We start from the raw sequence: 19,764 nt of genomic DNA on the forward strand, positions 1-19,764 counted from the left end.
GACGGGGCAGCGGGAGACGGGGCCGGCCACGGCGTCGGTTAGCACAGGCAATTGCGGGTAATCTAGGAGAGTTCCGGGCCCGGCGCGGTTTTCGGACGAGTCAATGGCAGGCAGTAAAAGGCGAGGTTGATGGTCCACATCTGGAACGATCCGTCCGAGGTCCCCGCGGACTTCGGCCCTACCGTTGTCACGTTCGGCAATTTCGACGGCGTACACCGCGGGCACCAGCAGGTACTTTCCCAGCTGATCCGCACGGCCCGCCTCAACGGCGCGCGCGCTGTGGCGGTGACATTTGACCCGCACCCGGCACAGGTGCACCGGCCCGAGTCCGCCCCGGAGCTCATCATGGGCCTCGAGGACAAGCTCGTTGCCCTCGGCGAGCTGGGTCTGGATGCCGTCCTGGTGATGAAGTACTCGCTGGAGCTCGCCAGCCTGACGCCCGAAGAATTCGTCGCCGGGGTCCTTGTCGACAGCCTCAAGGCCAGCCACGTGGTGATCGGCCATGACGCCCGCTTTGGCCGCGGCAACTCCGGTGACCTGTCCACCATGCAGGAGCTGGGGGAGAAGTTCGGCTTTACCGTGCAGGTCATCAGTGAGTTCGGCTCCGAAGGATTTCCCATCCACGACGACGGCGGCCAGGACCGCCGTTGCTCGTCCACCTGGGTGCGTGAGGCCTTGCGGGACGGCGACGTCGCCACGGCGGCTGCCGTGCTGGGCCGCCCGCACCGGATGCGCGGCGAGGTGGTCCACGGTGCTGCCCGCGGCCGTGCACTGGGTTTCCCCACTGCCAATCTGGCCTCCGAAGCCAGCGGCTATATCCCGGCCGACGGCATTTACGCCGGCTGGCTCGTGGACCAGGCCGGCACGAGGTGGCCGGCGGCCATCTCGGTGGGTTCCAACCCCACGTTTGACGGCGTCAGCCGGCAGGTTGAGGCACACGTCATCGACCGCCCGGAAGAGCCCGTTGAGAACTTCGATCTGTACGGCCAGACAGTAGTGGTGGAGTTCGCGGCGCGGCTGCGGGGCATGGTGGCGTACCGTGGGCCGGAGGCGCTCGTCGAACAGATGCGCCTGGACGTCGTCCAGGCCCACGACATCCTGTTCCGGCGCTGACTCCCAGTCACTGGCAAGGAAGGCACCGCTGTGTCCGTTGAGAAGAACACGAGGAAACTGGAAAAGGACATCGTCCGGGACTTCAGTTCGCGGATGAGCTACGCGTCGTACCTGCAGCTCCCCACGCTGCTGAGTGCGCAGCAACCGGTGAGCGATCCGGAACACCACGACGAACTGCTCTTCATCATCCAGCACCAGACCACCGAACTGTGGCTGAAGCTGGTCCTTCACGAGCTGCGCAGCGCCGCGGCCTGGCTCCGCAGCGACGACTTCGGCTCCGCCTTGAAGGCGATTGCTCGCGTCAAGCACATCCAGAAGACCCTGACTGAGCAATGGTCCGTGCTGGCCACGCTGACACCCACCGAGTATTCGCAGTTCCGGGGTTTCCTGGGCAACTCCTCCGGGTTCCAGTCCAGTCAGTACCGTGCGGTGGAGTTCGTGCTGGGCAACAAGAACCGCAAGATGCTTCCCGTGTTCGAATCCGATCCCGAGGCCCACGAGCAGCTGCGCCGCGTCCTTGAAGCGCCCAGTATCTATGACGAATTCCTGGCGTACCTCAACCGGCAGGGCTTCGCTATTCCCGCGTCCCTGCTGGAACGCGACGTCACCAAAGCCCACGAGTTCTGCCCCGAACTCGTTCCCGTGTTCAAGCACATCTACGAAAACGCGGCGGACAACTGGGGCGCCTACGAGGCCTGCGAGGAACTCGTGGACCTGGAAGACAACTTCCAGCTGTGGCGGTTCCGGCATCTGCGGACGGTGCAACGGACCATCGGCATGAAGGCGGGCACCGGCGGATCCAGTGGCGCCGCATTCCTGCAGAAGGCCCTGGAACTGACCTTCTTCCCCGAACTTTTCGCCGTCCGGACGGAGATCGGCCAATGAGCACGGTTCACGGGACTCAAGACGCCCTGCTGCAGCACGCCGTCGAACTTGACGCCGCCGACCCGCTGGCCGGCTACCGCGACCACTTCGTCGGAACCGACACTGACCTGTCCTACCTGGACGGAAACTCACTGGGCCGCCCGCTCAAGCGGACCGTCACCGACATCAGCGCCTTCATCCAGGAGAACTGGGGCGGCCGGCTGATCCGCGGCTGGGACGAGGAATGGCTCGCCCTGCCGGAAGCCATCGGAGACCAGCTGGGCCGGGCAGTGCTCGGAGCGGCTCCCGGGCAGACCATCATCGCCGACTCCACCACCGTTGTCCTCTACAAGCTGGTCCGCGCAGCTCTCGCCGCCGTCAAGGACCCCGCCAGGACCGAAATCGTGCTGGACACGGACAACTTCCCCACGGACCGCTACCTCCTGGAAGGCATCGCCCGCGAAGAAGGACTGACGCTGCGGTGGATCGAAGCCGATCCGGCCGCCGGCGTGAGCGTTGAACAGGTGCGGGAGGCCGCGGGGCCGTCCACCGCCGTCGTTGTCCTGAGCCAAATCGCCTACCGCTCGGGCTACCTCGCCGACCTGCCGGCAATCACCGCTGCAGTGCACGACGCCGGTGCGCTGGTGGTGTGGGACCTGTGCCATTCCGCCGGGTCAGTGGAGATCGACCTCGACGCCGCTGACGTCGACTTCGCCGCCGGCTGCACCTACAAGTACCTCAACGGCGGGCCGGGCTCCCCGGCCTTCGCGTACATCAACTCCCGCCACCTCCCAGCGTTGAGCCAGCCAATCTGGGGATGGATGGGCCGCAAGGACGCCTTCGAAATGGCCGCCGGCTACGAACCGGCCCCGGGGGTCCGCGGCTTCCTCAGCGGAACGCCGGCAATTTTCGGCATGATCGCGATGCGCGGCACGCTGGACCTGATCGAAGAAGCCGGCATGTCCGCTTTGCGGGAAAAATCCCTGAAACTGACGGCGTATGCCCTCGAACTCCATGATGCGTGGCTGGCGCCTGCCGGTGTGCAGCTGGCAACACCGCGGGACGCAGAGCGGCGGGGGAGCCACATCACTGTGGACCACCCGGATTTCCGTGAAATGACCGCAGAGCTCTGGGACCAGGACGTCATCCCGGACTTCCGGGCACCGCAAGGCATCCGCATCGGGCTGTCGCCGCTCAGTACGTCATTCACGGAGGTCTACCGCGGCGTCGCCGCGATCCGTGATCTGCTTGCGCGCCCGTAGGTGGTTGCGGGGCAGGTTTCGACAAGATTGCGGCCGGGCCGGTAAACTAAACGTTGGATCCGGCTGCAGTCCGTGGTGGCTGGTTCTTGTTATGTGAAGGAATCCCCGAATTTGCGGGGATCTCCGGCACAGGCACACCCGGCAGTGAGTTACTGATTCGGGCCTCACGGCACATCTCTAGGAGTTATTGTGGCACTTGACGCCGCTGTAAAGCAGTCCATCATCAAGGATTTCGCAACGTCCGAAGGCGACACCGGTTCACCGGAGGTCCAGGTTGCAGTCCTGACTCAGCGGATCAAGGATCTCACTGAGCACATGAAGGAGCACAAGCACGACTTCCACACCCAGCGCGGTCTGCTGGCCATGGTTGGTCGTCGCAAGCGTATGCTCACCTACCTCAAGAACACTGACATTGCACGCTACCGTGCGCTCATCGAGCGCCTCGGCCTGCGCCGCTAGTCAGCTCTAAGGGGCGGCCCATCCCACCCGGAAGGGCCGCCTCCTGCAGTACCAAAACTAAACAGGAGGATCAACCGCATCACGCATTCGCGGTCCTCGGTAGTGATTCCCGGGAACGGCTTCGACGAGTGAAGCCCGGCCCGTGGGTCTCGATCGATGACCGGGTGCAGTGCAGGCCAGTAGACAGATGCTGGGCTGGGTTGATGCGGCTGGACTTCCGTTAACCAAGAAACGGAGGTGACTCTCTTGGAGGGTCCCGAAATCCAGTTCTCAGAAGCCGTCATTGACAATGGCCGCTTTGGCAAGCGTGTAATCCGCTTCGAAACCGGCCGTCTTGCCAAGCAGGCAGCCGGCGCAGCCATGGTGTACATCGACGAGGACACCGCTCTGCTGTCCGCAACCACCGCCGGCAAGCACCCGCGTGAAGGCTTCGACTTCTTCCCGCTGACCGTTGACGTCGAAGAGCGTATGTACGCCGCCGGCCGCATCCCGGGTTCGTTCTTCCGCCGCGAAGGCCGCCCGTCCACCGAAGCCATCCTGGCTTGCCGCCTCATGGACCGTCCGCTGCGTCCTGCCTTCATCAAGGGCTTGCGCAACGAGGTCCAGATCGTCGTCACCGTCCTGGCGATCAACCCGGACGAGCTCTACGACGTCGTGGCCATCAACGCCTCGTCCATGTCCACCCAGCTCTCCGGCCTGCCGTTCTCCGGCCCCATCGGCGGCGTGCGCGTTGCCCTCGTGGCTGACGAGCAGGGTTCGCAGTGGGTTGCATTCCCGAAGCACTCGCAGCTCGAGAACTCCGTGTTCAACATGGTCGTTGCCGGCCGCGTTGCAGGTGACGACGTCGCCATCATGATGGTCGAAGCCGAAGCCACGGACAACTCCTGGAACCTCATCAAGGAACAGGGCGCCACCGCTCCCACCGAAGAGGTTGTTTCCGAGGGCCTCGAGGCTGCCAAGCCGTTCATCAAGGCACTTTGCGACGCCCAGGCCGACCTGGCTGCCCGCGCTGCCAAGCCGACCGTCGAATTCCCGGTCTTCCTCGACTACGAGGACGACGTCTACGCCGCTGTTGAGGCTGCCGCTGCCGAGAAGCTTGCTGCTGTCTTCCAGATCGCTGACAAGCAGGAGCGCGACACCGCTTCGGACGAGCTCAAGGACGAAGTCACTTCTTCGCTCGCCGGCCAGTTCGAGGGACGCGAGAAGGAGCTGTCCGCAGCGTTCCGCTCGGTGACCAAGCACGTTGTGCGCCAGCGCATCCTGAAGGACCAGATCCGCATCGACGGCCGCGGCCTGACGGACATCCGCCAGCTCACCGCAGAGGTCGAGGTTCTGCCCCGCGTCCACGGTTCGGCTATCTTCGAGCGCGGCGAGACCCAGATCATGGGTGTCACCACGCTGAACATGCTGAAGATGGAACAGCAGATCGACTCGCTGTCGCCGGTAACGCGCAAGCGCTACATGCACAACTACAACTTCCCGCCGTACTCCACCGGTGAGACCGGCCGCGTGGGCTCGCCCAAGCGCCGCGAAATCGGTCACGGCGCCCTGGCCGAGCGCGCGCTCGTGCCCGTGCTGCCGTCCCGCGAGGAATTCCCCTACGCCATCCGCCAGGTTTCTGAGGCCCTCAGCTCCAACGGTTCGACGTCGATGGGTTCCGTCTGCGCATCCACGCTGTCGATGCTCAACGCCGGTGTGCCGCTGAAGGCTGCCGTTGCCGGCATCGCCATGGGCCTGGTTTCCGACCAGGTTGACGGCCAGACCCGCTACGCGGCCCTCACGGACATCCTCGGCGCCGAAGATGCTTTCGGCGACATGGACTTCAAGGTTGCCGGTACGTCCGAATTCGTCACGGCCATCCAGCTGGACACGAAGCTCGACGGCATCCCGGCCTCCGTCCTCGCTGCCGCCCTGAAGCAGGCACGCGAAGCCCGCCTGCACATCCTCGAGGTCATCAACTCCGCGATCGACACCCCGGACGAGCTCTCCGAGTTCGCTCCGCGCGTCATCGCGGTCAAGATCCCCGTGGACAAGATCGGCGAGGTCATTGGGCCCAAGGGCAAGATGATCAACCAGATCCAGGAAGACACCGGCGCGGACATCTCCATCGAGGACGACGGCACCGTTTACATCGGCGCCACCAACGGCCCGTCCGCCGACGCCGCACGCTCCGCGATCAACGCCATCGCCAACCCGCAGGTTCCGGAAATCGGAGAGCGCTACCTGGGTACGGTCGTCAAGACCACCACCTTCGGTGCCTTCATTTCCCTCACCCCGGGCAAGGACGGCCTGCTGCACATCTCCGAGCTGCGCAAGATCGCCGGCGGCAAGCGCGTGGACAACGTCGAGGACGTCGTCTCCGTGGGCCAGAAGATCCAGGTTGAAATCACCAAGATCGACGACCGCGGAAAGCTGTCCCTGTCCCCGGTTATCGCCGAGGAAGAAGGCGCTGAAAGCGCTGAGACCGTCGAGGCGGCCGCAGAGTAGTCTGCAGCGCACTTCGTAGTCCAAGCACGACGGCGGGGCCGGTGGATCATCCACCGGCCCCGCCGTCGCTAAGCCGCCCCGCCGTCGCTAAACCGTGGCCGTCCGCACAGCGCCCCTCCCAGAGGTTCCGGGGGAGTGCTCCGCTGGTACGATGGCAGGCAGATTTGGCACCGTTTTCCTGAAAGGCCTTGATGACTGTCGTACCCCTGCCGCTAGTGCAGAACCATCCCGGAGACACCTTGATCCACGGAGCCGACGGCGGGTCCGTTGTCCGGCGGTCCGTGCTCCCCGGCGGTGTGCGTGTACTGACGGAGGCAATGCCTGGCCAGCGTTCTGCGACCATCGGTTTCTGGGTGGGCGTGGGTTCGCGGGACGAAGCACACGGCCAGCACGGATCCACGCATTTCCTGGAGCACTTGCTGTTCAAGGGCACCCGGCGGCGCACCGCCCTGGAAATCGCTTCAGCCTTCGACGAGGTCGGCGGGGAGTCCAATGCCGCCACAGCGAAGGAAAGCACGTGCTACTTCGCCCGGGTCCTGGACACCGACCTCCCGATGGCCATCGACGTCATCGCGGACATGATCACCGGCGCTGTCCTGGATCCGCAGGAGATGGAGCAGGAGCGGGACGTCATCCTGGAGGAAATCGCAATGGACAGCGACGACCCCACAGACGTTGCCCACGAACATTTCGTCGCAGCGGTGTTGGGAACCCACCCGCTCGGCCGCCCGATTGGCGGGACCCCCGAGGCCATTCGGGCCGTTGCCCGCGATTCCGTCTGGGACCACTACCGCCGCTACTACCGTCCGGACGAGCTGGTCATCACCGCCGCCGGCGGACTGGACCACGACGTCGTCTGCGGACTTGTGGTGGACGCGCTCCAGCAGGCGGGCTGGGCGCTGGAGCCCGGTGCCGCTCCCGTGGAAAGGCGCTCCACAGAGCGGGCCGAAATTACCGGCACTGCCGGACTCCATGTGGTGAAGCGGCCCGTTGAACAAGCGAACATCATTATGGGTTGCCCCACGATCGTTGCCACGGACGGCCGCCGCTATGTCATGAGCGTGCTTAATGCCGTGCTGGGCGGCGGCATGTCCTCCCGGCTCTTCCAGGAGGTTCGCGAAAAGCGCGGCCTGGTGTATTCCACCTACTCCTTTGCATCGTCATACGCCGACGCCGGTTACTTCGGCATGTATGCGGGATGCACCCCGTCGAAGGTCCGCCAGGTCATTGAGCTGCTGGGTGCCGAGCTGGACAAGCTGGCAGAGCACGGCATTTCTGACGACGAACTCAAGAAGGCTGTGGGCCAGCTCTGCGGCGGGATCGTCCTGGCGCTCGAGGACACCGGATCACGGATGTCCAGGCTGGGCCGGGCCGAGCTGGTGTCCGGTGAATACCAGGACATCGAGGAAACGCTCCGGCAGATCAAGGGCGTCACCTTGGAACAGGTGCGCGAGCTGGCGCGGGAACTGGCTGCAGCGCCTCGGACAGTAACGGTAGTGGGTCCGTTCGAGGAAGGCGAAACCTTCGGCCTCTAGGTCGTACCCCTGAAGCTGGACAACTCCACCCCGGGGCGTGATGATGAAGCCGGGGCACACTGGAGGAGCTATGGACCGTCTACACCCGGGGACTGCGCGGCAAGAGCTGCACGCTTTCCTCGGGCATTGGACAGGGACCACACGCATCGAGGCGACGCCGCGCCGGCCTGCGAGGACAGCAGCTGCTGAACTGACCTTCGCCACGGCTGCCGGCGGGTACGCGGTGCTGCAAAGCTACCGCCATTCGGAAAATGACGGGATCCGTTTCGAGCGGCATGGCATGTTCACCATGGACGCTGACCACCCGGACACGGTCTGGTATCACGTGGACAGTGTGGGACTGCCGCGGGAAGCCCCGACGCGGTGCACCCTGCACAACGGAGTACTCACCGTGGAGCGCCGCAACGGCCGGGACACGTCCCGGCACACCTTCCGGGTGGACGACGGCGTGCTGACGCACACTTCCGAAGTCCGTCTTGCGGACTCCGCGGCCTTCACGCCCTTCATGACCTCCGTCTGCCGCCGCGTGGCCGAGGACTCCGCCGCCCGTCCCTGAGATTCGGCTGTCACGTGCTGCCCCCAGGGCACCTCCGCGACGCAGCCGTCAGCAACCGGCCCGTCGCGGCGCGTCAGGGGGCGGACTCCAGGATCCGGGCCTTCGGAGCGCCCTGGAGGGCAGGGGCCGCCACGGGGGAGTTCCACACCTTTTGCTGAAGGCTGGCCAGCAAGGCCTCGGCCTGCTCCCGGCTCCCCAGATCAAGCTCAACCACCACGTAGTGCGGATCGTCCACCGGCCGGCTGATCCGATGCGCGGTTACGCCCGAAGCCGCGCGGTTCACCGGATCCCGGTCGAAGGCCGTCTTCCACAGGTCAAAATCCTTGATCCCGTGCTCTATCTGCAGGGTGAACATCACAGACTCTCCTTCCGGCTGGCTGTTCCGTTGTTGCGTATACTTCACGCTATGCCCGGCCGGTCGGAGCGCGGTATCCCAGAAATCTGGGCGGGTCCCCGGGCCATACTGTTTCCATGACCACGAATTGGGCGGTGAGCCGAAGCCTGGACAGGATCGGAGAAATCTGCCGTGAGTCCTTGGAGGACCACGAATTGCGGGCAGCGCTTTTGGTCGAGCTGGGCCGCGTCGTTCCGTTCAGGTGGTTTGCGTGGCCCCTGACCGACCCCGCATCCTGCACTGGCATTTCACCGATGGCCCGCATTCCCTGCCCGCAGGAACTGCCCGCACTGATCAGGCTGAAGTACGTGACGGCGCCAGGCCGCTGGACGTCGATGCTTGCCAGCGGCCGGATTGCGGTGACCCTGCGAACGGCCACCGGGGGAGACCCGGCCCGAAGTCCGCTGTGGAACGGTGTCCTCCGTCGGTATGGCGTAGCGGACGTCCTGTCCGCAGTGTTCGCCGACGGCCACGGCTGCTGGGGCTGGCTCGATCTGTGGCGGACGACGGACGACGGACCATTCACCGAACGCGATAGGACGCACCTGGCAGCAGCCGCGCCTGTCATTGCGGCGGGCCTGCGGCGAAGCAGGGCGGCGCAGATGAGGCGGGATGCGCAGCCACGCCGTGACCTGCTGCCGACGTCCGGGCTGCCCCAACAAGCGGTGCTGACGCTGGACACCGAGCTGAACATAACAAGCCGTAGTCCCTCGGCCGGCGACTGGCTTGGCCTGCTGCAGCCTGGGCCCAGCCCTTATGAGGCCATACCGGCCGAGGTCTACAACGTGGCCGCACAACTCCTGGCCATCGAGGCCGGAGTGGATTCCCACCCGGCATCCGCCAGGGTCCCGATCGGCCTGGGCCGATGGGCCGTCCTCAGGTCATTCCGCATGGACGCCGGGGAGGACCCGGCGGTGAGGCTGGCGGTGACCATCCAGGAGTGCCCGGCAGGGGAAAGGCTCGACGTATTCGCCCGGTGCTTCGGCCTGACGCCGCGGCAGCACAGCGTGCTTGAGCTCGCCGCGGGCGGACTGGACACCGCGGCGTTGGCGGCAGCCCTGGGCATCAGCCCGTACACGGTGCAGGACCAGTTCAAACTGATTTTTGCGGCATGCGGGGTAAAGAGCAGGAACTCCTTGCTGGCCTTGGCCCTCGGCACCGAACGCGGCCGTCGTGATGACCCGCTGAAACCCTAGCCGCCGGCAAACGGCGGCAGCACGTCCACCACGTCGTCCGGTCCCAGGACCACGGACCTGTCGCGGACAGCCACTTCGTTGAGCAGGAAACTGCTTCGCGAGAGAAGCCTGCCGAGGGGAGGCGTGCCGGCGGGCGGAGCCGGCCGGTCGACGTCGAGCACGGCGCTTAACAGCGATTCCATGGTGGAGCCTGCCGGAAGCTCAAAGCGTTCCTCTTCCACCCCTGCCGCGGCGCGCGCGGCAGCGAAGTAACGTACGTTCAATGCTTCAGCCTCCGATGGCGCTCATGCTGCGGTCCGGCTGGACAAAGTCCGGGGCATCCAGTCCGACGTGGTCCATGCCGTGCGCCTTTGGCTTGATCCACATGGCGTCCTGCCAGCGTTCGGCGAGCTGCTGGTCAGTGGCGCCTTCGCGCAGCAGTCCCAGCAGATCGAATTCTTCGCGTGAGAACAGGCAGCTCATGATCTTGCCCTCGGCCGTGATCCGGGTGCGCTTGCAGTCCGAGCAGAACGGCTCGGTCACGGAGGCGATGATTCCGACCGTGCCCAGTACGGGGCCGGTGGCGTCGGCGGATCCCGGCGTCCGGCGTCGTACCTCGAAGCGTTCGGCGGGGGCGCCGTCGCGGTCGCGCGGATCGGCGCTGAGCACGTAGTCGACGGACAGGAGTTCGCGGATTTCGGCCGCGGTGACCATGTCCCGGCGGGTCCACCCGTGGTCGGCGTCGAGCGGCATTTGTTCAATGAAGCGGAGTTCGTACCCGCGGTCCAGGGCCCAGGCCAGCAGGGACGGGGATTCGGCGTCGTTGATTCCCCGCATCAGGACGGCGTTGAGTTTCACGGGACCGAGTCCGGCCGCCCACGCGGCATCCACGCCGGCGAGGACCTTATCCAGGAAAGGCCTGCGGGTCAGTTTGGTGAACGTTTCCTCGTGCAGGGAGTCCAAGGAGACGTTGATCCGGGAAAGCCCGGCGGCCTTCAGCCCTGCTGCCTTCTTGTCGAGGCCGACGGCGTTCGTGGTCATCGAGATCGGGAGCTGCGGGTGGGCCTGGCGCAGGGCGGAAATGATGTCGAGCAGGTCCGCCCGGACCAGGGGTTCGCCGCCGGTGAGGCGCAGTTCGCGCACGCCCAGCAGGTCGACGCCGATCCGCACGATCCGCACGATTTCCTCGGCGGACATCACAGCCTGCTTGGCCAGCCATTCCAGGCCTTCGGCCGGCATGCAGTAGGTGCAGCGCAGGTTGCATTTGTCCGTCAGGGACAGCCTCATGTCCGTGGCGCGGCGTCCGTAGCGGTCCATTAGGCCCGCAGGCGTGCCCGCCGGCCGCGACGGCACTACCGGATCGGAACCTGCCCCCTCCCGGGGTTGCGGCATACCAAGCTGAACACTCATAAATTCAGGCTACGCCACCTTGGGGCCAACCATCACGCCTGTGACACCCGTGGATCCCACGGAGTTCCATCGGATCGCCACAGAAGCCGGCAAAGGCGCCCCGCATCCGGGCCCCGAACCTATGCTGGAGTAGTGAACAAGTCCCAGTCGGCCACGGGCCAGGTCCCGGCGGGCTTGCCGGCAACAGTCGCGGCCAGGTGGGCGGCTGCCGCGGGTGTAGTGGCAGTGGCCGCGGGAGTGGTCGTCGGCGAACTCGTCGCGGCCCTCGTCAGCCCGGCGCTGTCGCCCATGACGGCCGTTGGCGGCGCCGTGATCGACGCCGTTCCGCCAGCCGTCAAAGACTGGGCCGTCTCAGCGTTCGGCACCGCGGACAAGTTGGCGCTGCTCGTCGGCATGGGGCTTGCCATCGGCGCGCTGGCCGCACTGGCTGGACTCCTGGAATGGCGCCGCCGCTTCGCCGGGTTTGCGGTCATCGCCACCTTTGGAGTGGTGGGCCTCGTGGCTGTACTGGGCCGGGCCCAGGCAACCGGCAACGCCATCGCGCTGCCCCTGCTTGCCGCCGGAGCCGCAACCGTGGTGTTGCGCTGGCTGATGTCGCGCCTGCGCGAATGGAAAGAGGCTCCAGCCGCCGTGCCAGCGGCCGCCGCCGGCGCGGCTCCACCCTCGGAAGCTGGCCGGCGCCGGTTTATGCAAGCACTTGGCGGAGGGGCCGTCGTAGCGACGGTGGGCGGAGGGCTTGCCGCAGCACTCCGCGGTGCCGCTGCCGGAGTCAGCGAAGTCCGCAGCAAGCTTGCCCTGCCGGCAGCCGCGTCTCCCGCTCCGCCGGTTCCGGCGGGCGCCGCGCTGAACCTTGACGGCATCAGTCCGCTCGTGACTCCCAACCGGGACTTCTACCGGATCGACACCGCCCTCACGGTTCCGGCGGTGGATCCGGACTCCTGGGTCCTCAAGGTCACGGGCATGGTGGAGCGGGAGGTTGAGCTGGACTTCGCCGCGTTGCTGTCCAAGCCCATGACCGAACGCCATGTGACCATCGCCTGCGTGTCCAACGAAGTGGGCGGGGACCTGATCGGCAATGCGCTGTGGCTGGGCTGGCCGGTCCGCGAACTGCTGGCCATGGCAGGGCCGCAGACCGGGGCGGACATGGTGCTGTCCCGCAGTAAGGACGGGTGGACGGCCGGCACACCGCTGGAGGTCCTCACCGATGGCCGCGATGCCCTGATCGCCGTCGGAATGAACGGTGAGCCGCTGCCGCTCGAGCACGGCTTCCCGGTGCGGCTTGTCGTGCCGGGCCTGTACGGCTATGTTTCCGCCACCAAGTGGCTCACTGAACTCAAGGTGACCCGGTTCGCCGACGACATCGGCTATTGGACGCCCCGCGGCTGGAGCGAACGCGGTCCCATCAAGACGTCCTCGCGCATCGACGTTCCGCGCTCCGGCCGCCCGGTTCGTGCCGGAACGGTGGCCTTCGGCGGCGTTGCATGGGCCCAGCACACCGGGATCGGCAAGGTGGAACTTCGCGTCAACCGCGGCCCCTGGCAGACGGCGGAGCTTGCGCCGGGCATATCCCGGGACACGTGGTACCAGTGGCAGTTGTCGGTGCCCCTGACGCCCGGGCAGTACGAGGTCCAGGTCCGGGCCACGGACCTGAAGGGTGCTCCGCAGATCGAAAACCGTGCCCGGGTGGCTCCCGACGGCGCTACCGGATTCCACACCATTAGAGTTGACGTGACGCCGTAGCGGGCGCCCAGGATGCCCGCACCAAGGTAAGGAACGCATGCACAGCACCGACGACAGGCATCAGGCCCGCACTGTGGAGGCCCACCGCGACGCCGTGCGGGATTTGCTGGCCGACCTCCCCGGACCCGGCCGAACCGAAGAGCTGCCGCTCCTGGCGGCGCTGGGGCGCGGGCTGGCTGCGGATATCCCCGCTCCAGTGGACCTGCCGCCGTTCGCCAACTCCCAGATGGACGGCTTTGCCGTCCGCAGCAGGGACGTTGCCGACGGCGGGGTGACCCTTACGGTTGTGGCGCCCATCCCGGCCGGTGCCACCGCGGCCGCGCTTGAGCCGGGCACGGCCGCCCCCATCATGACCGGCGCCATGATTCCCCTCGGGGCCGACGCCGTCGTGCCCATTGAAATGGCTGTTCCCGATTCCTTCCCGGACCCCGGAACGGCAGCCGCAGTCCGGCTGCCGGCAACAGAGCCTGGCACCTACGTCCGGAACGCAGGCAGCGACATCCGCTCAGGGGAGCTGGCGCTCGCCGGCGGAACCTTCCTCGGCCCGGGCCAGCTGGGGCTTCTGGCCGCACTGGGCATCACCCGGGTAAGCGTGCACCGGAAGCTGAAAGTGCTCCTCGCCACCACGGGCGACGAAGTGGTGGAACCCGGCAGCCCCCTGGCACCCGGCAAGATCTACGACGCCAACGGCACGCTCCTGGAAGCGGCCATGGGCCAGGCCGGGCTGGATGTCCTGCGGGCGGCGATCTCAACGGACAGTCCGGAGGAACTCACCGCCATGCTGCGGGAGCAAGCCCCGCAGGTGGACCTGATCGTCACCACGGGCGGCGTCAGCAAGGGCGCCTACGAAGTGGTCCGGCAGGCCACCGCGGAACAGGACGTGCAATTCCTGCATGTGGCGATGCAGCCCGGCGGCCCGCAGGGAATCGGCCGGTTCGACGGCGTTCCGTTCATCGGTTTCCCGGGTAACCCGGTCAGCTGCCTGGTCTCCTTCGAGATGTTCCTCCGCCCGGTCCTCAGCTCATTGTTCGGGGCACCGGCACCGCGGCCTGCCATTCGGGCCCGTCTGGCGGAGCCGGTGGAATCACCCGCGGGCAAGCACCAGGTCCGGCGCGGGACCCTCCTTCCGGACGGCACGGTCCGGCTGGAAGGCGGCGCAGGCTCGCACCTGGTCCATGCCCTCGCCAGCTCCAACGCCCTGATCCATGTCCCGGTGGGGACTTCTGCGCTCGCCGAGGGCGCAGAAGTGGAAGTATGGACGCTGTGAATACTGAAGACAATGCTGCCGGGCTGACGCATCTGCGCCGGGACGGAACAGCGCAGATGGTTGATGTTTCCGGCAAAGCCGAGACCACGCGGGAGGCCACAGCCACCGCCACGGTCCGCACCACCGCGGAGGTGCTCGCCCTCCTGGGTGCGGGCGACCTGCCGAAGGGCGACGCTTTGGCGGTGGCCCGCGTGGCCGGAATCATGGCCGCGAAGAAGACCCCCGAGCTCATCCCGCTGTGCCACCCGCTGCCCATCTCCAAGGTCACCATTGACTTCGAACTGGGCCGCGATGCCGTTCTGGTGCTGGCCACCGTCAAGACCCGTGGCGTCACCGGTGTCGAAATGGAAGCCCTCACCGCAGCATCGGTGGCGGCACTGAGCGTGTACGACATGATCAAGGCAGTGGACAAGCACGCCGTCTTGACCGATATCAGGGTGCTCGCCAAAAGTGGCGGCAAGAGCGGGGACTGGACAGCATGAGCAGCTTTGGACAGCAGCCCGAACCGCACCGCCACGGAGAGGCTACCGGCCGGAAGGCCGGCGTCGTGATTGCCTCCAACCGGGCCGCTGCGGGCATCTACCGGGACGAAACCGGTCCGGTGATCACCGATTGGCTGACGGAGCACGGCTTCGAAACGTTCCCGGCCATGGTGGTGCCCGACGGCGAGCCCGTGGGCGCCGCGCTCCGGGCCCTCCTGACGCAGCATCCTGCCGTGATCATCACCAGCGGCGGAACCGGACTCAGTCCCGATGACCTCACCCCGGAGATGACTGTCCCCCTGCTGGACCGCGAGATTCCGGGGATCATGGAGGGTATCCGGCAGGCCGGCCTGGCCAAGACGCCCATGGCGATGCTGAGCCGCGGACACGCGGGCGCGGCCGGTCGGACGTTCATTGTCAATCTCCCCGGATCACCCAAGGGCGTCATGGACGGCCTGGGCGTGCTTGATCCGGTCATCACCCACCTTTGCGACCAACTGGAAGGCAGCCATGAGCACTGAAACCGGATTCGAAATCGTGAATGCCGTGCTGAGCGCGGAGCCCATCTCCGTGGCGCAGGCTATCGCCGCCGTGGAATCGGACACGGCGGGCGCCGTGGTCAGCTTCAGCGGCGTAGTCAGGAACCACGACGGCGGCAAGCCCGTTGAGCGGCTCAGCTACAGTGCGCATCCCACGGCCCACCAATTGATGGCCGACGTCGTCGCCCGGCTCGTGGCCGAACATGCGGGCGACGGCGGTGAAACTGTGCGGATCTGGGCCGCACACCGGGTGGGCACGCTGGAAATCGGCGACCCCGCACTGGTGTGCGCCGTGTCCGCCTCGCACCGCGGCCAGGCGTTCGACGTGTGCTCGGAACTCGTTGACCGGATCAAGGCGGAGGTGCCCATCTGGAAGGAACAGTTCTTCAGCGACGGGACCGTCGAATGGGTCGGGGCCGGGGCCTAGTAACCTCCCGTCCCGGTTCATCCGGGCGGCGGGCCCGACGGTAGGGTTAAGTCCATGACCGAACAACTTGCCGTCGCCGTCCTGGGCGCGAACGGGCGCATGGGCGCCGAGGCCGTGAAAGCCGTGGAAGCGGCCCCCGACATGAAGCTCGTAGCGGCCCTCGGACGCGGTGATTCCCTGGAGCAGCTGGTCGACGCCGGCGCCCGTGTTGTGGTGGACCTGACGGTTCCGGAAAGCACCGAAGCGAACGTCCGCTTCGCCGTCGAACACGGCATGCACGCCGTCGTCGGCACCACCGGCTGGGACGCCGGCAGGCTCGGCGAACTTGAGGAACTGCTGGGCCGGAACGCCGGGGTGGGCGTCCTCATTGCCCCGAACTTCGCGCTCGGTTCCGTGCTGGCGTCGGCCTTTGCCGCCAAGGCTGCCAAATACTTCGAATCGGTGGAAGTCATTGAGCTGCACCACCCGGACAAGGTCGATGCACCTTCCGGCACTGCGGTCCGCACAGCACAGCTGATCGCAGCCGAACGCGCTGCCGCCGGCATCGGCGCCAGCCCGGACGCCACCACCACCGAACTGGCCGGTGCCCGCGGCTGCGAGGTGGACGGCATCCGCGTCCACAGCGTGCGCCTCCGCGGCCTGGTGGCCCACCAGGAAGTCCTCCTCGGCGGACCGGGGGAGCAGCTGACCCTGCGCCATGACTCCTTCGACCGGGCTTCGTTCATGCCTGGCGTGCTGCTGGGCGTGCGGAACATCGCTGGCCACCCCGGACTGACCGTGGGCCTGGACGGCTACCTGGACCTCGGGGTCTGACGGCAATGGGCAACGTCCTCACCGGACTGAAGAAGAACCGCACCAAGATCTGGGTCGGCGCGGTGACGCTCCTGCTGGTCTTCTATTTGGTGGTGTCCTTCCAGCGGTCCGTGCTGCTCCTCACCGACCCCAACCCCGTGGCCAAAGCCATTGGCGCCGCCTACTTGGTCCTGCCGGTCATCGGAGCCTGGGCGCTGGTCCGTGAGCTCCTGTTCGGCGCCCGGACAGAACAGATGGCCAAGGTCCTCGAGGCCGAAGGGGGGCTGCCGGTCGACAACCTGCAGCGCACGCCCGCCGGAAGGATCGTGCGGGAATCGGCAGACGCGGAGTTTGAGAAGTACCGCACCGAAGCCGAGGAAGCGCCGGACGACTGGCGCTCCTGGTTCCGGCTGAGCTGTGCGTATGACGCCGCCGGAGACCGCAAACGCGCCCGGGCGTCCATGCGTGATGCACTGAAGCTGTTCCGCGGGGGCAACAAGCCCGCCTAGCGGATTCCCGCCCGCTGGTACCGGCCCACCTCGCTGGCGGCGTGGGCTACCCACTCCAGCGGGCCCCTCCAGTTCAGTGCCGCCAGCGACCCTCCGATGAGGACGGCGGTCAGCGCCTGCGCGGCATATACACCTTCTGCGGTCCATCCCGCCGGCAGTGGCTGCAGGTACATGGCAGCCACCAGGCACACATGCGCCGTGTACAGGCTGAGGGTCATGGCCCCTGCACCGCGCAGGGGGAGCAGCAGGTCCAGCGCGAGCCATTCGCCCAGCCTGCCCAGCAGCAGGCAGGCGCCCACCACGGCGGCGGCTACGGCTGACGTGTGGAGCAGGTCCAGCGTTGTGCCCGAGTGCGGTGCGCTGCTTGCCAGCCACCACCAGGAGCCCGATTGCTCCACCCCGGCAAGGTTCACCTGCAGGAGGCTGTCCAGCGGGTAGCGGGGATCCGCTAGCCGGGCCTGCAATGCCTCCTTGCCGCCCCACGCATCCATCGTCAGCACGCCCAGCCATTTGGCCAGTACAGCCACCACGGTGCCGCCGGCCAGCAGCATCACCTGGACGGCCATCCTGGTCAGTGCCAGCCGGCCGATCACCAGCCCGATCAGCAGGTAGCTCAGCCATTGCAGGACGGGGTAGTAGCCGGTCAGGAAGATGTCCCCCAGCAGGCGACCGGGAGTGGTGAGATCGTCCCAGTTGGGATTGTGGCCCAGCTGGAGCGGCGGGGAAGGGGCCAGCAGCCACGGCCGCAGCAGGTAGGCCAGCACGGGCGAACCCAGCACCCAGCCGGCAGCGAATGCGCAGAGCGGCTTGATGGTGAGGCCGATGAAGGGGAGGACGCACAGGAACAGTACGGCGTAGTGGACCAGGATCACGGCGACGTTCACGTCCAGCCCGCCCAGGAAGAGTCCGACGACGGCGATCACCAGGGCGCGCAACGCTATGCCGCGGCGTGCGCCGCTCAGCTCCTGGCCCTGCGGCGGACGCTGTTTTCCGGTGGACAGGGCGAGGCCAATCCCGGCCAGGACGGCAAACAAGGCAGCGGCCCGCCCCGAGAAAGTCAGGCCGATCCACGTGGGTGTCAGCTGCGCATCGGCTTCGAACGTGGGAAGCAGGTGCGTGGCCATCATGCCGAGCAAAGCCAGCCCCCGGGCCGCGTCGATTCCGGTGAGTCTCGTTGTCTGGGTGGTGCCTTTGGCGGTCCGCGAGGGTGAAGCAGTGCCACGGGAGGTCATGAGCCGATCGTCTCATATCCGGCTGGCAGCCCCCTTGTATTCGAATATATGTTCGAATAGCATCGTTCCATGAACAATGCACCAGAACGCCGGTTGCCGGACTATCGGGCACCGGAAGGCAGTGCGCCGGAACACCGGGCACCAGAACCGAAGGCACCGCAACGCCGGACACATCACGAATCTGCTGCGGGCCCACTCAAGGCGATGAGCCCGGGTGTGGTGGATTATATGTTTCGCCAGCTTGTGGCCGGAGAACCCGCCGAGGATGTTCAGTGGGGCAGTGAGGGTGTCGCCCTGTCGGCCCAGCCGCCCGGCGCCGAATTGGCCCGCAGGCTCTCCGAGTGCGACGTTGATGCCCTCACGCCTACGGAGCTCTTCCACTACGTCCGGGCCGCCCAGCGGCTGGCTGCATGGGCAGAGTCGCTCCGGGAAGACGCCGTGGGCCGCTACTGCGGCGCTCCCCGGCAGGGACCCGCCCGCAGCCCTCAAGAGTGATGCCCCGAGGGCCGAATTTGACGCTCGTCACGCCGCCCCCATTGTCCTAACAAGGCGGGGACAGGGTAACGTTTTTCCTATGGCTGAGACTTCCGCGAATAACCCTGCATTTGGCACCCTCCTGACCGCTATGGTCACGCCGTTCACCGAGGACGGCAAAGTGGACTACCAGCAGGCGGCGGAACTGGCTGTGAAGCTTGTCGACGACGGCTGCGACGGACTGGTCGTCACGGGAACCACGGGCGAAACTTCCACCCTCACCGACGAGGAGAACGTGGGCATGTTCCGTGCGGTCAAGGATGCTGTCGGCGGCCGCGCCGCGATCATCGCCGGCACCGGAACCAACGACACCGCACACTCCGTTCACCTTTCCAAGCAGGCGGCCGAGGTCGGCGTCGACGGTCTGTTGATCGTCACCCCGTATTACAACAAGCCCAGCCAGGCCGGTGTGCGCGCCCACTTTGAGACGATCGCCTCCGCCACCGACGTTCCCGTGATGCTCTACGACATCCCCGGCCGTTCCTCAATCCAGATTGCTCCGGAGACGATGATCCGCCTCGCCGAGCACCCGAACATTGTTGCGGTCAAAGATGCCAAGGCCGATTTCGCCGCAGCCACCCGCGTCATGGCGAACACTGACCTCCTCTTCTACTCCGGGGACGACGGACTGACCCTGCAGTGGATGGCGCTGGGCGCCGTCGGGCTCGTGGGAGTCACCACCCACGTTGCCACCCGCCGGTTCCGCGAGCTGATCGACGCCGTTAACGCGAACGACCTCGGCACCGCCCGCAAGATCAACTTTGAACTTGAACCTGTTATCCGGGCCACGATGACCCGCGTGCAGGGGGCCGTAGCGGCCAAACAGATTCTTAAATGGCAGGGAGTCCTGCCCAACTCGGTTGTCCGTTTGCCCCTCGTGGAGCCGGACGAAGCCGAGATCGCAATCATCCGCGAGGATTTGGCGGAAGCAGGAATGGTCTTTTCCTGATCGGCAAAGACGATTCCTGCTTTCGCCCGGAAAGTAGA

At 66.5% G+C, this 19,764-nt stretch carries 21 protein-coding genes; 17 read left to right on the plus strand and 4 right to left on the minus strand.

Annotated elements, in window-relative coordinates:
* Window positions 1–129 precede the first annotated feature (129 nt).
* From AC07YR_RS11015 to AC07YR_RS11045, 7 genes are all read left to right on the plus strand, one after another.
* Window positions 130–1,113 carry a bifunctional riboflavin kinase/FAD synthetase gene (locus AC07YR_RS11015; protein WP_494733960.1) on the plus strand — a complete coding sequence of 328 codons (984 nt, stop codon included), beginning with the start codon at window positions 130–132 and terminating at the stop codon, window positions 1,111–1,113.
* A 30-nt stretch (window positions 1,114–1,143) separates the two neighbouring features.
* Window positions 1,144–1,998, plus strand: coding sequence for a tryptophan 2,3-dioxygenase (kynA, locus tag AC07YR_RS11020; protein ID WP_494733961.1), 855 nt, complete (start codon window positions 1,144–1,146; stop codon window positions 1,996–1,998).
* Window positions 1,995–3,239, plus strand: a complete 1,245-nt coding sequence (gene kynU, locus AC07YR_RS11025; protein ID WP_494733962.1) for a kynureninase — start codon at window positions 1,995–1,997, stop codon at window positions 3,237–3,239. Before kynA ends, kynU begins: the two co-directional genes overlap by 4 nt.
* Before the next feature lie 189 nt (window positions 3,240–3,428).
* Window positions 3,429–3,698, plus strand: coding sequence for a 30S ribosomal protein S15 (rpsO, locus tag AC07YR_RS11030; protein ID WP_028271969.1), 270 nt, complete (start codon window positions 3,429–3,431; stop codon window positions 3,696–3,698).
* Between the two features lie 246 nt (window positions 3,699–3,944).
* Window positions 3,945–6,185 (plus strand): polyribonucleotide nucleotidyltransferase, encoded by a 2,241-nt coding sequence (locus tag AC07YR_RS11035; RefSeq protein WP_055798739.1) that lies wholly within the window; start codon window positions 3,945–3,947, stop codon window positions 6,183–6,185.
* 191 nt (window positions 6,186–6,376) lie between these two features.
* Window positions 6,377–7,720, plus strand: coding sequence for a M16 family metallopeptidase (locus AC07YR_RS11040; RefSeq protein ID WP_494733963.1), 1,344 nt, complete (start codon window positions 6,377–6,379; stop codon window positions 7,718–7,720).
* 70 nt (window positions 7,721–7,790) lie between these two features.
* Entirely contained in the window at window positions 7,791–8,276 is a 486-nt protein-coding gene (locus AC07YR_RS11045; RefSeq protein ID WP_055798406.1) for a DUF1579 family protein, read from the plus strand.
* A 73-nt stretch (window positions 8,277–8,349) separates the two neighbouring features.
* Here AC07YR_RS11045 and AC07YR_RS11050 read toward each other — a convergent pair whose 3' ends face one another.
* Window positions 8,350–8,631 carry a hypothetical protein gene (locus AC07YR_RS11050; RefSeq protein WP_436059288.1) on the minus strand — a complete coding sequence of 94 codons (282 nt, stop codon included), beginning with the start codon at window positions 8,629–8,631 and terminating at the stop codon, window positions 8,350–8,352.
* A gap of 116 nt (window positions 8,632–8,747) precedes the next feature.
* Between AC07YR_RS11050 and AC07YR_RS11055 the strand changes: the two genes are divergently transcribed.
* Window positions 8,748–9,866, plus strand: coding sequence for a helix-turn-helix transcriptional regulator (locus AC07YR_RS11055; RefSeq protein WP_494733964.1), 1,119 nt, complete (start codon window positions 8,748–8,750; stop codon window positions 9,864–9,866).
* Here AC07YR_RS11055 and AC07YR_RS11060 read toward each other — a convergent pair.
* Window positions 9,863–10,129 carry a MoaD/ThiS family protein gene (locus AC07YR_RS11060; RefSeq protein ID WP_055798396.1) on the minus strand — a complete coding sequence of 89 codons (267 nt, stop codon included), beginning with the start codon at window positions 10,127–10,129 and terminating at the stop codon, window positions 9,863–9,865. The genes AC07YR_RS11055 and AC07YR_RS11060 overlap by 4 nt on opposite strands.
* 4 nt (window positions 10,130–10,133) lie before the next feature.
* Window positions 10,134–11,255, minus strand: a complete 1,122-nt coding sequence (gene moaA, locus AC07YR_RS11065) for a GTP 3',8-cyclase MoaA (RefSeq protein WP_436057202.1) — start codon at window positions 11,253–11,255, stop codon at window positions 10,134–10,136.
* 288 nt (window positions 11,256–11,543) lie between these two features.
* Between moaA and AC07YR_RS11070 the strand changes: the two genes are divergently transcribed.
* Genes AC07YR_RS11070 through AC07YR_RS11100 form a run of 7 tightly spaced genes read left to right on the plus strand, consistent with a single transcriptional unit; the run spans window position 11,544 to window position 17,011 of the window.
* Entirely contained in the window at window positions 11,544–12,995 is a 1,452-nt protein-coding gene (locus tag AC07YR_RS11070) for a molybdopterin-dependent oxidoreductase (protein WP_494733990.1), read from the plus strand.
* Window positions 12,996–13,032: 37 nt separating this feature from the next.
* Window positions 13,033–14,262 (plus strand): molybdopterin molybdotransferase MoeA, encoded by a 1,230-nt coding sequence (locus tag AC07YR_RS11075; RefSeq protein ID WP_494733965.1) that lies wholly within the window; start codon window positions 13,033–13,035, stop codon window positions 14,260–14,262.
* Complete coding sequence (moaC, locus tag AC07YR_RS11080) at window positions 14,250–14,744, plus strand: cyclic pyranopterin monophosphate synthase MoaC (RefSeq protein WP_055798386.1); 495 nt, start codon at window positions 14,250–14,252, stop codon at window positions 14,742–14,744. Before AC07YR_RS11075 ends, moaC begins: the two co-directional genes overlap by 13 nt.
* A complete protein-coding gene (locus AC07YR_RS11085) occupies window positions 14,741–15,265 on the plus strand; it encodes a MogA/MoaB family molybdenum cofactor biosynthesis protein (RefSeq protein WP_055798383.1) in 525 nt (174 codons plus the stop codon). The genes moaC and AC07YR_RS11085 overlap by 4 nt, the downstream gene beginning before the upstream one ends.
* The gene (locus tag AC07YR_RS11090; protein WP_436057204.1) at window positions 15,255–15,710 is read left to right on the plus strand and encodes a molybdenum cofactor biosynthesis protein MoaE; all 456 of its coding nucleotides are present in this window, start codon (window positions 15,255–15,257) and stop codon (window positions 15,708–15,710) included. The genes AC07YR_RS11085 and AC07YR_RS11090 overlap by 11 nt, the downstream gene beginning before the upstream one ends.
* Before the next feature lie 54 nt (window positions 15,711–15,764).
* Window positions 15,765–16,523 (plus strand): 4-hydroxy-tetrahydrodipicolinate reductase, encoded by a 759-nt coding sequence (gene dapB, locus AC07YR_RS11095; RefSeq protein ID WP_436057205.1) that lies wholly within the window; start codon window positions 15,765–15,767, stop codon window positions 16,521–16,523.
* A gap of 5 nt (window positions 16,524–16,528) precedes the next feature.
* Entirely contained in the window at window positions 16,529–17,011 is a 483-nt protein-coding gene (locus AC07YR_RS11100) for a hypothetical protein (RefSeq protein WP_055798375.1), read from the plus strand.
* On the opposite strand, the gene AC07YR_RS11105 is transcribed toward AC07YR_RS11100, so the two are convergent.
* Window positions 17,008–18,243 (minus strand): heparan-alpha-glucosaminide N-acetyltransferase domain-containing protein, encoded by a 1,236-nt coding sequence (locus AC07YR_RS11105; protein ID WP_494733966.1) that lies wholly within the window; start codon window positions 18,241–18,243, stop codon window positions 17,008–17,010. The two genes, AC07YR_RS11100 and AC07YR_RS11105, sit on opposite strands and share 4 nt — an antisense overlap.
* Window positions 18,244–18,471: 228 nt before the next feature.
* Here AC07YR_RS11105 and AC07YR_RS11110 point away from each other — a divergent pair, with 228 nt between their 5' ends.
* Both AC07YR_RS11110 and dapA read left to right on the plus strand, forming a co-directional pair.
* Entirely contained in the window at window positions 18,472–18,738 is a 267-nt protein-coding gene (locus AC07YR_RS11110) for a hypothetical protein (RefSeq protein WP_494733967.1), read from the plus strand.
* A 79-nt stretch (window positions 18,739–18,817) separates the two neighbouring features.
* Complete coding sequence (gene dapA, locus AC07YR_RS11115; RefSeq protein WP_055798365.1) at window positions 18,818–19,726, plus strand: 4-hydroxy-tetrahydrodipicolinate synthase; 909 nt, start codon at window positions 18,818–18,820, stop codon at window positions 19,724–19,726.
* Window positions 19,727–19,764 lie beyond the last annotated feature (38 nt).

It is taken from the genome of Arthrobacter sp. GW460-12-1-14-TSB2, from assembly GCF_059423525.1.

Coding starts and splice junctions, on each gene's coding strand:
- AC07YR_RS11015 (WP_494733960.1), top strand. CDS start 130: ATGGTCCACATCTGGAACGATCCGTCCGAGGTCCCCGCGGACTTCGGC.
- AC07YR_RS11050 (WP_436059288.1), bottom strand. CDS start 8,631: ATGTTCACCCTGCAGATAGAGCACGGGATCAAGGATTTTGACCTGTGG.
- dapB (WP_436057205.1), top strand. CDS start 15,765: ATGACCGAACAACTTGCCGTCGCCGTCCTGGGCGCGAACGGGCGCATG.
- AC07YR_RS11090 (WP_436057204.1), top strand. CDS start 15,255: ATGAGCACTGAAACCGGATTCGAAATCGTGAATGCCGTGCTGAGCGCG.
- AC07YR_RS11045 (WP_055798406.1), top strand. CDS start 7,791: ATGGACCGTCTACACCCGGGGACTGCGCGGCAAGAGCTGCACGCTTTC.
- kynU (WP_494733962.1), top strand. CDS start 1,995: ATGAGCACGGTTCACGGGACTCAAGACGCCCTGCTGCAGCACGCCGTC.
- AC07YR_RS11070 (WP_494733990.1), top strand. CDS start 11,544: ATGACGGCCGTTGGCGGCGCCGTGATCGACGCCGTTCCGCCAGCCGTC.
- AC07YR_RS11110 (WP_494733967.1), top strand. CDS start 18,472: ATGTTTCGCCAGCTTGTGGCCGGAGAACCCGCCGAGGATGTTCAGTGG.
- moaC (WP_055798386.1), top strand. CDS start 14,250: ATGGACGCTGTGAATACTGAAGACAATGCTGCCGGGCTGACGCATCTG.
- AC07YR_RS11105 (WP_494733966.1), bottom strand. CDS start 18,243: ATGACCTCCCGTGGCACTGCTTCACCCTCGCGGACCGCCAAAGGCACC.
- AC07YR_RS11075 (WP_494733965.1), top strand. CDS start 13,033: ATGCACAGCACCGACGACAGGCATCAGGCCCGCACTGTGGAGGCCCAC.
- AC07YR_RS11040 (WP_494733963.1), top strand. CDS start 6,377: ATGACTGTCGTACCCCTGCCGCTAGTGCAGAACCATCCCGGAGACACC.
- moaA (WP_436057202.1), bottom strand. CDS start 11,255: ATGAGTGTTCAGCTTGGTATGCCGCAACCCCGGGAGGGGGCAGGTTCC.
- AC07YR_RS11055 (WP_494733964.1), top strand. CDS start 8,748: ATGACCACGAATTGGGCGGTGAGCCGAAGCCTGGACAGGATCGGAGAA.
- dapA (WP_055798365.1), top strand. CDS start 18,818: ATGGCTGAGACTTCCGCGAATAACCCTGCATTTGGCACCCTCCTGACC.
- AC07YR_RS11100 (WP_055798375.1), top strand. CDS start 16,529: ATGGGCAACGTCCTCACCGGACTGAAGAAGAACCGCACCAAGATCTGG.
- AC07YR_RS11085 (WP_055798383.1), top strand. CDS start 14,741: ATGAGCAGCTTTGGACAGCAGCCCGAACCGCACCGCCACGGAGAGGCT.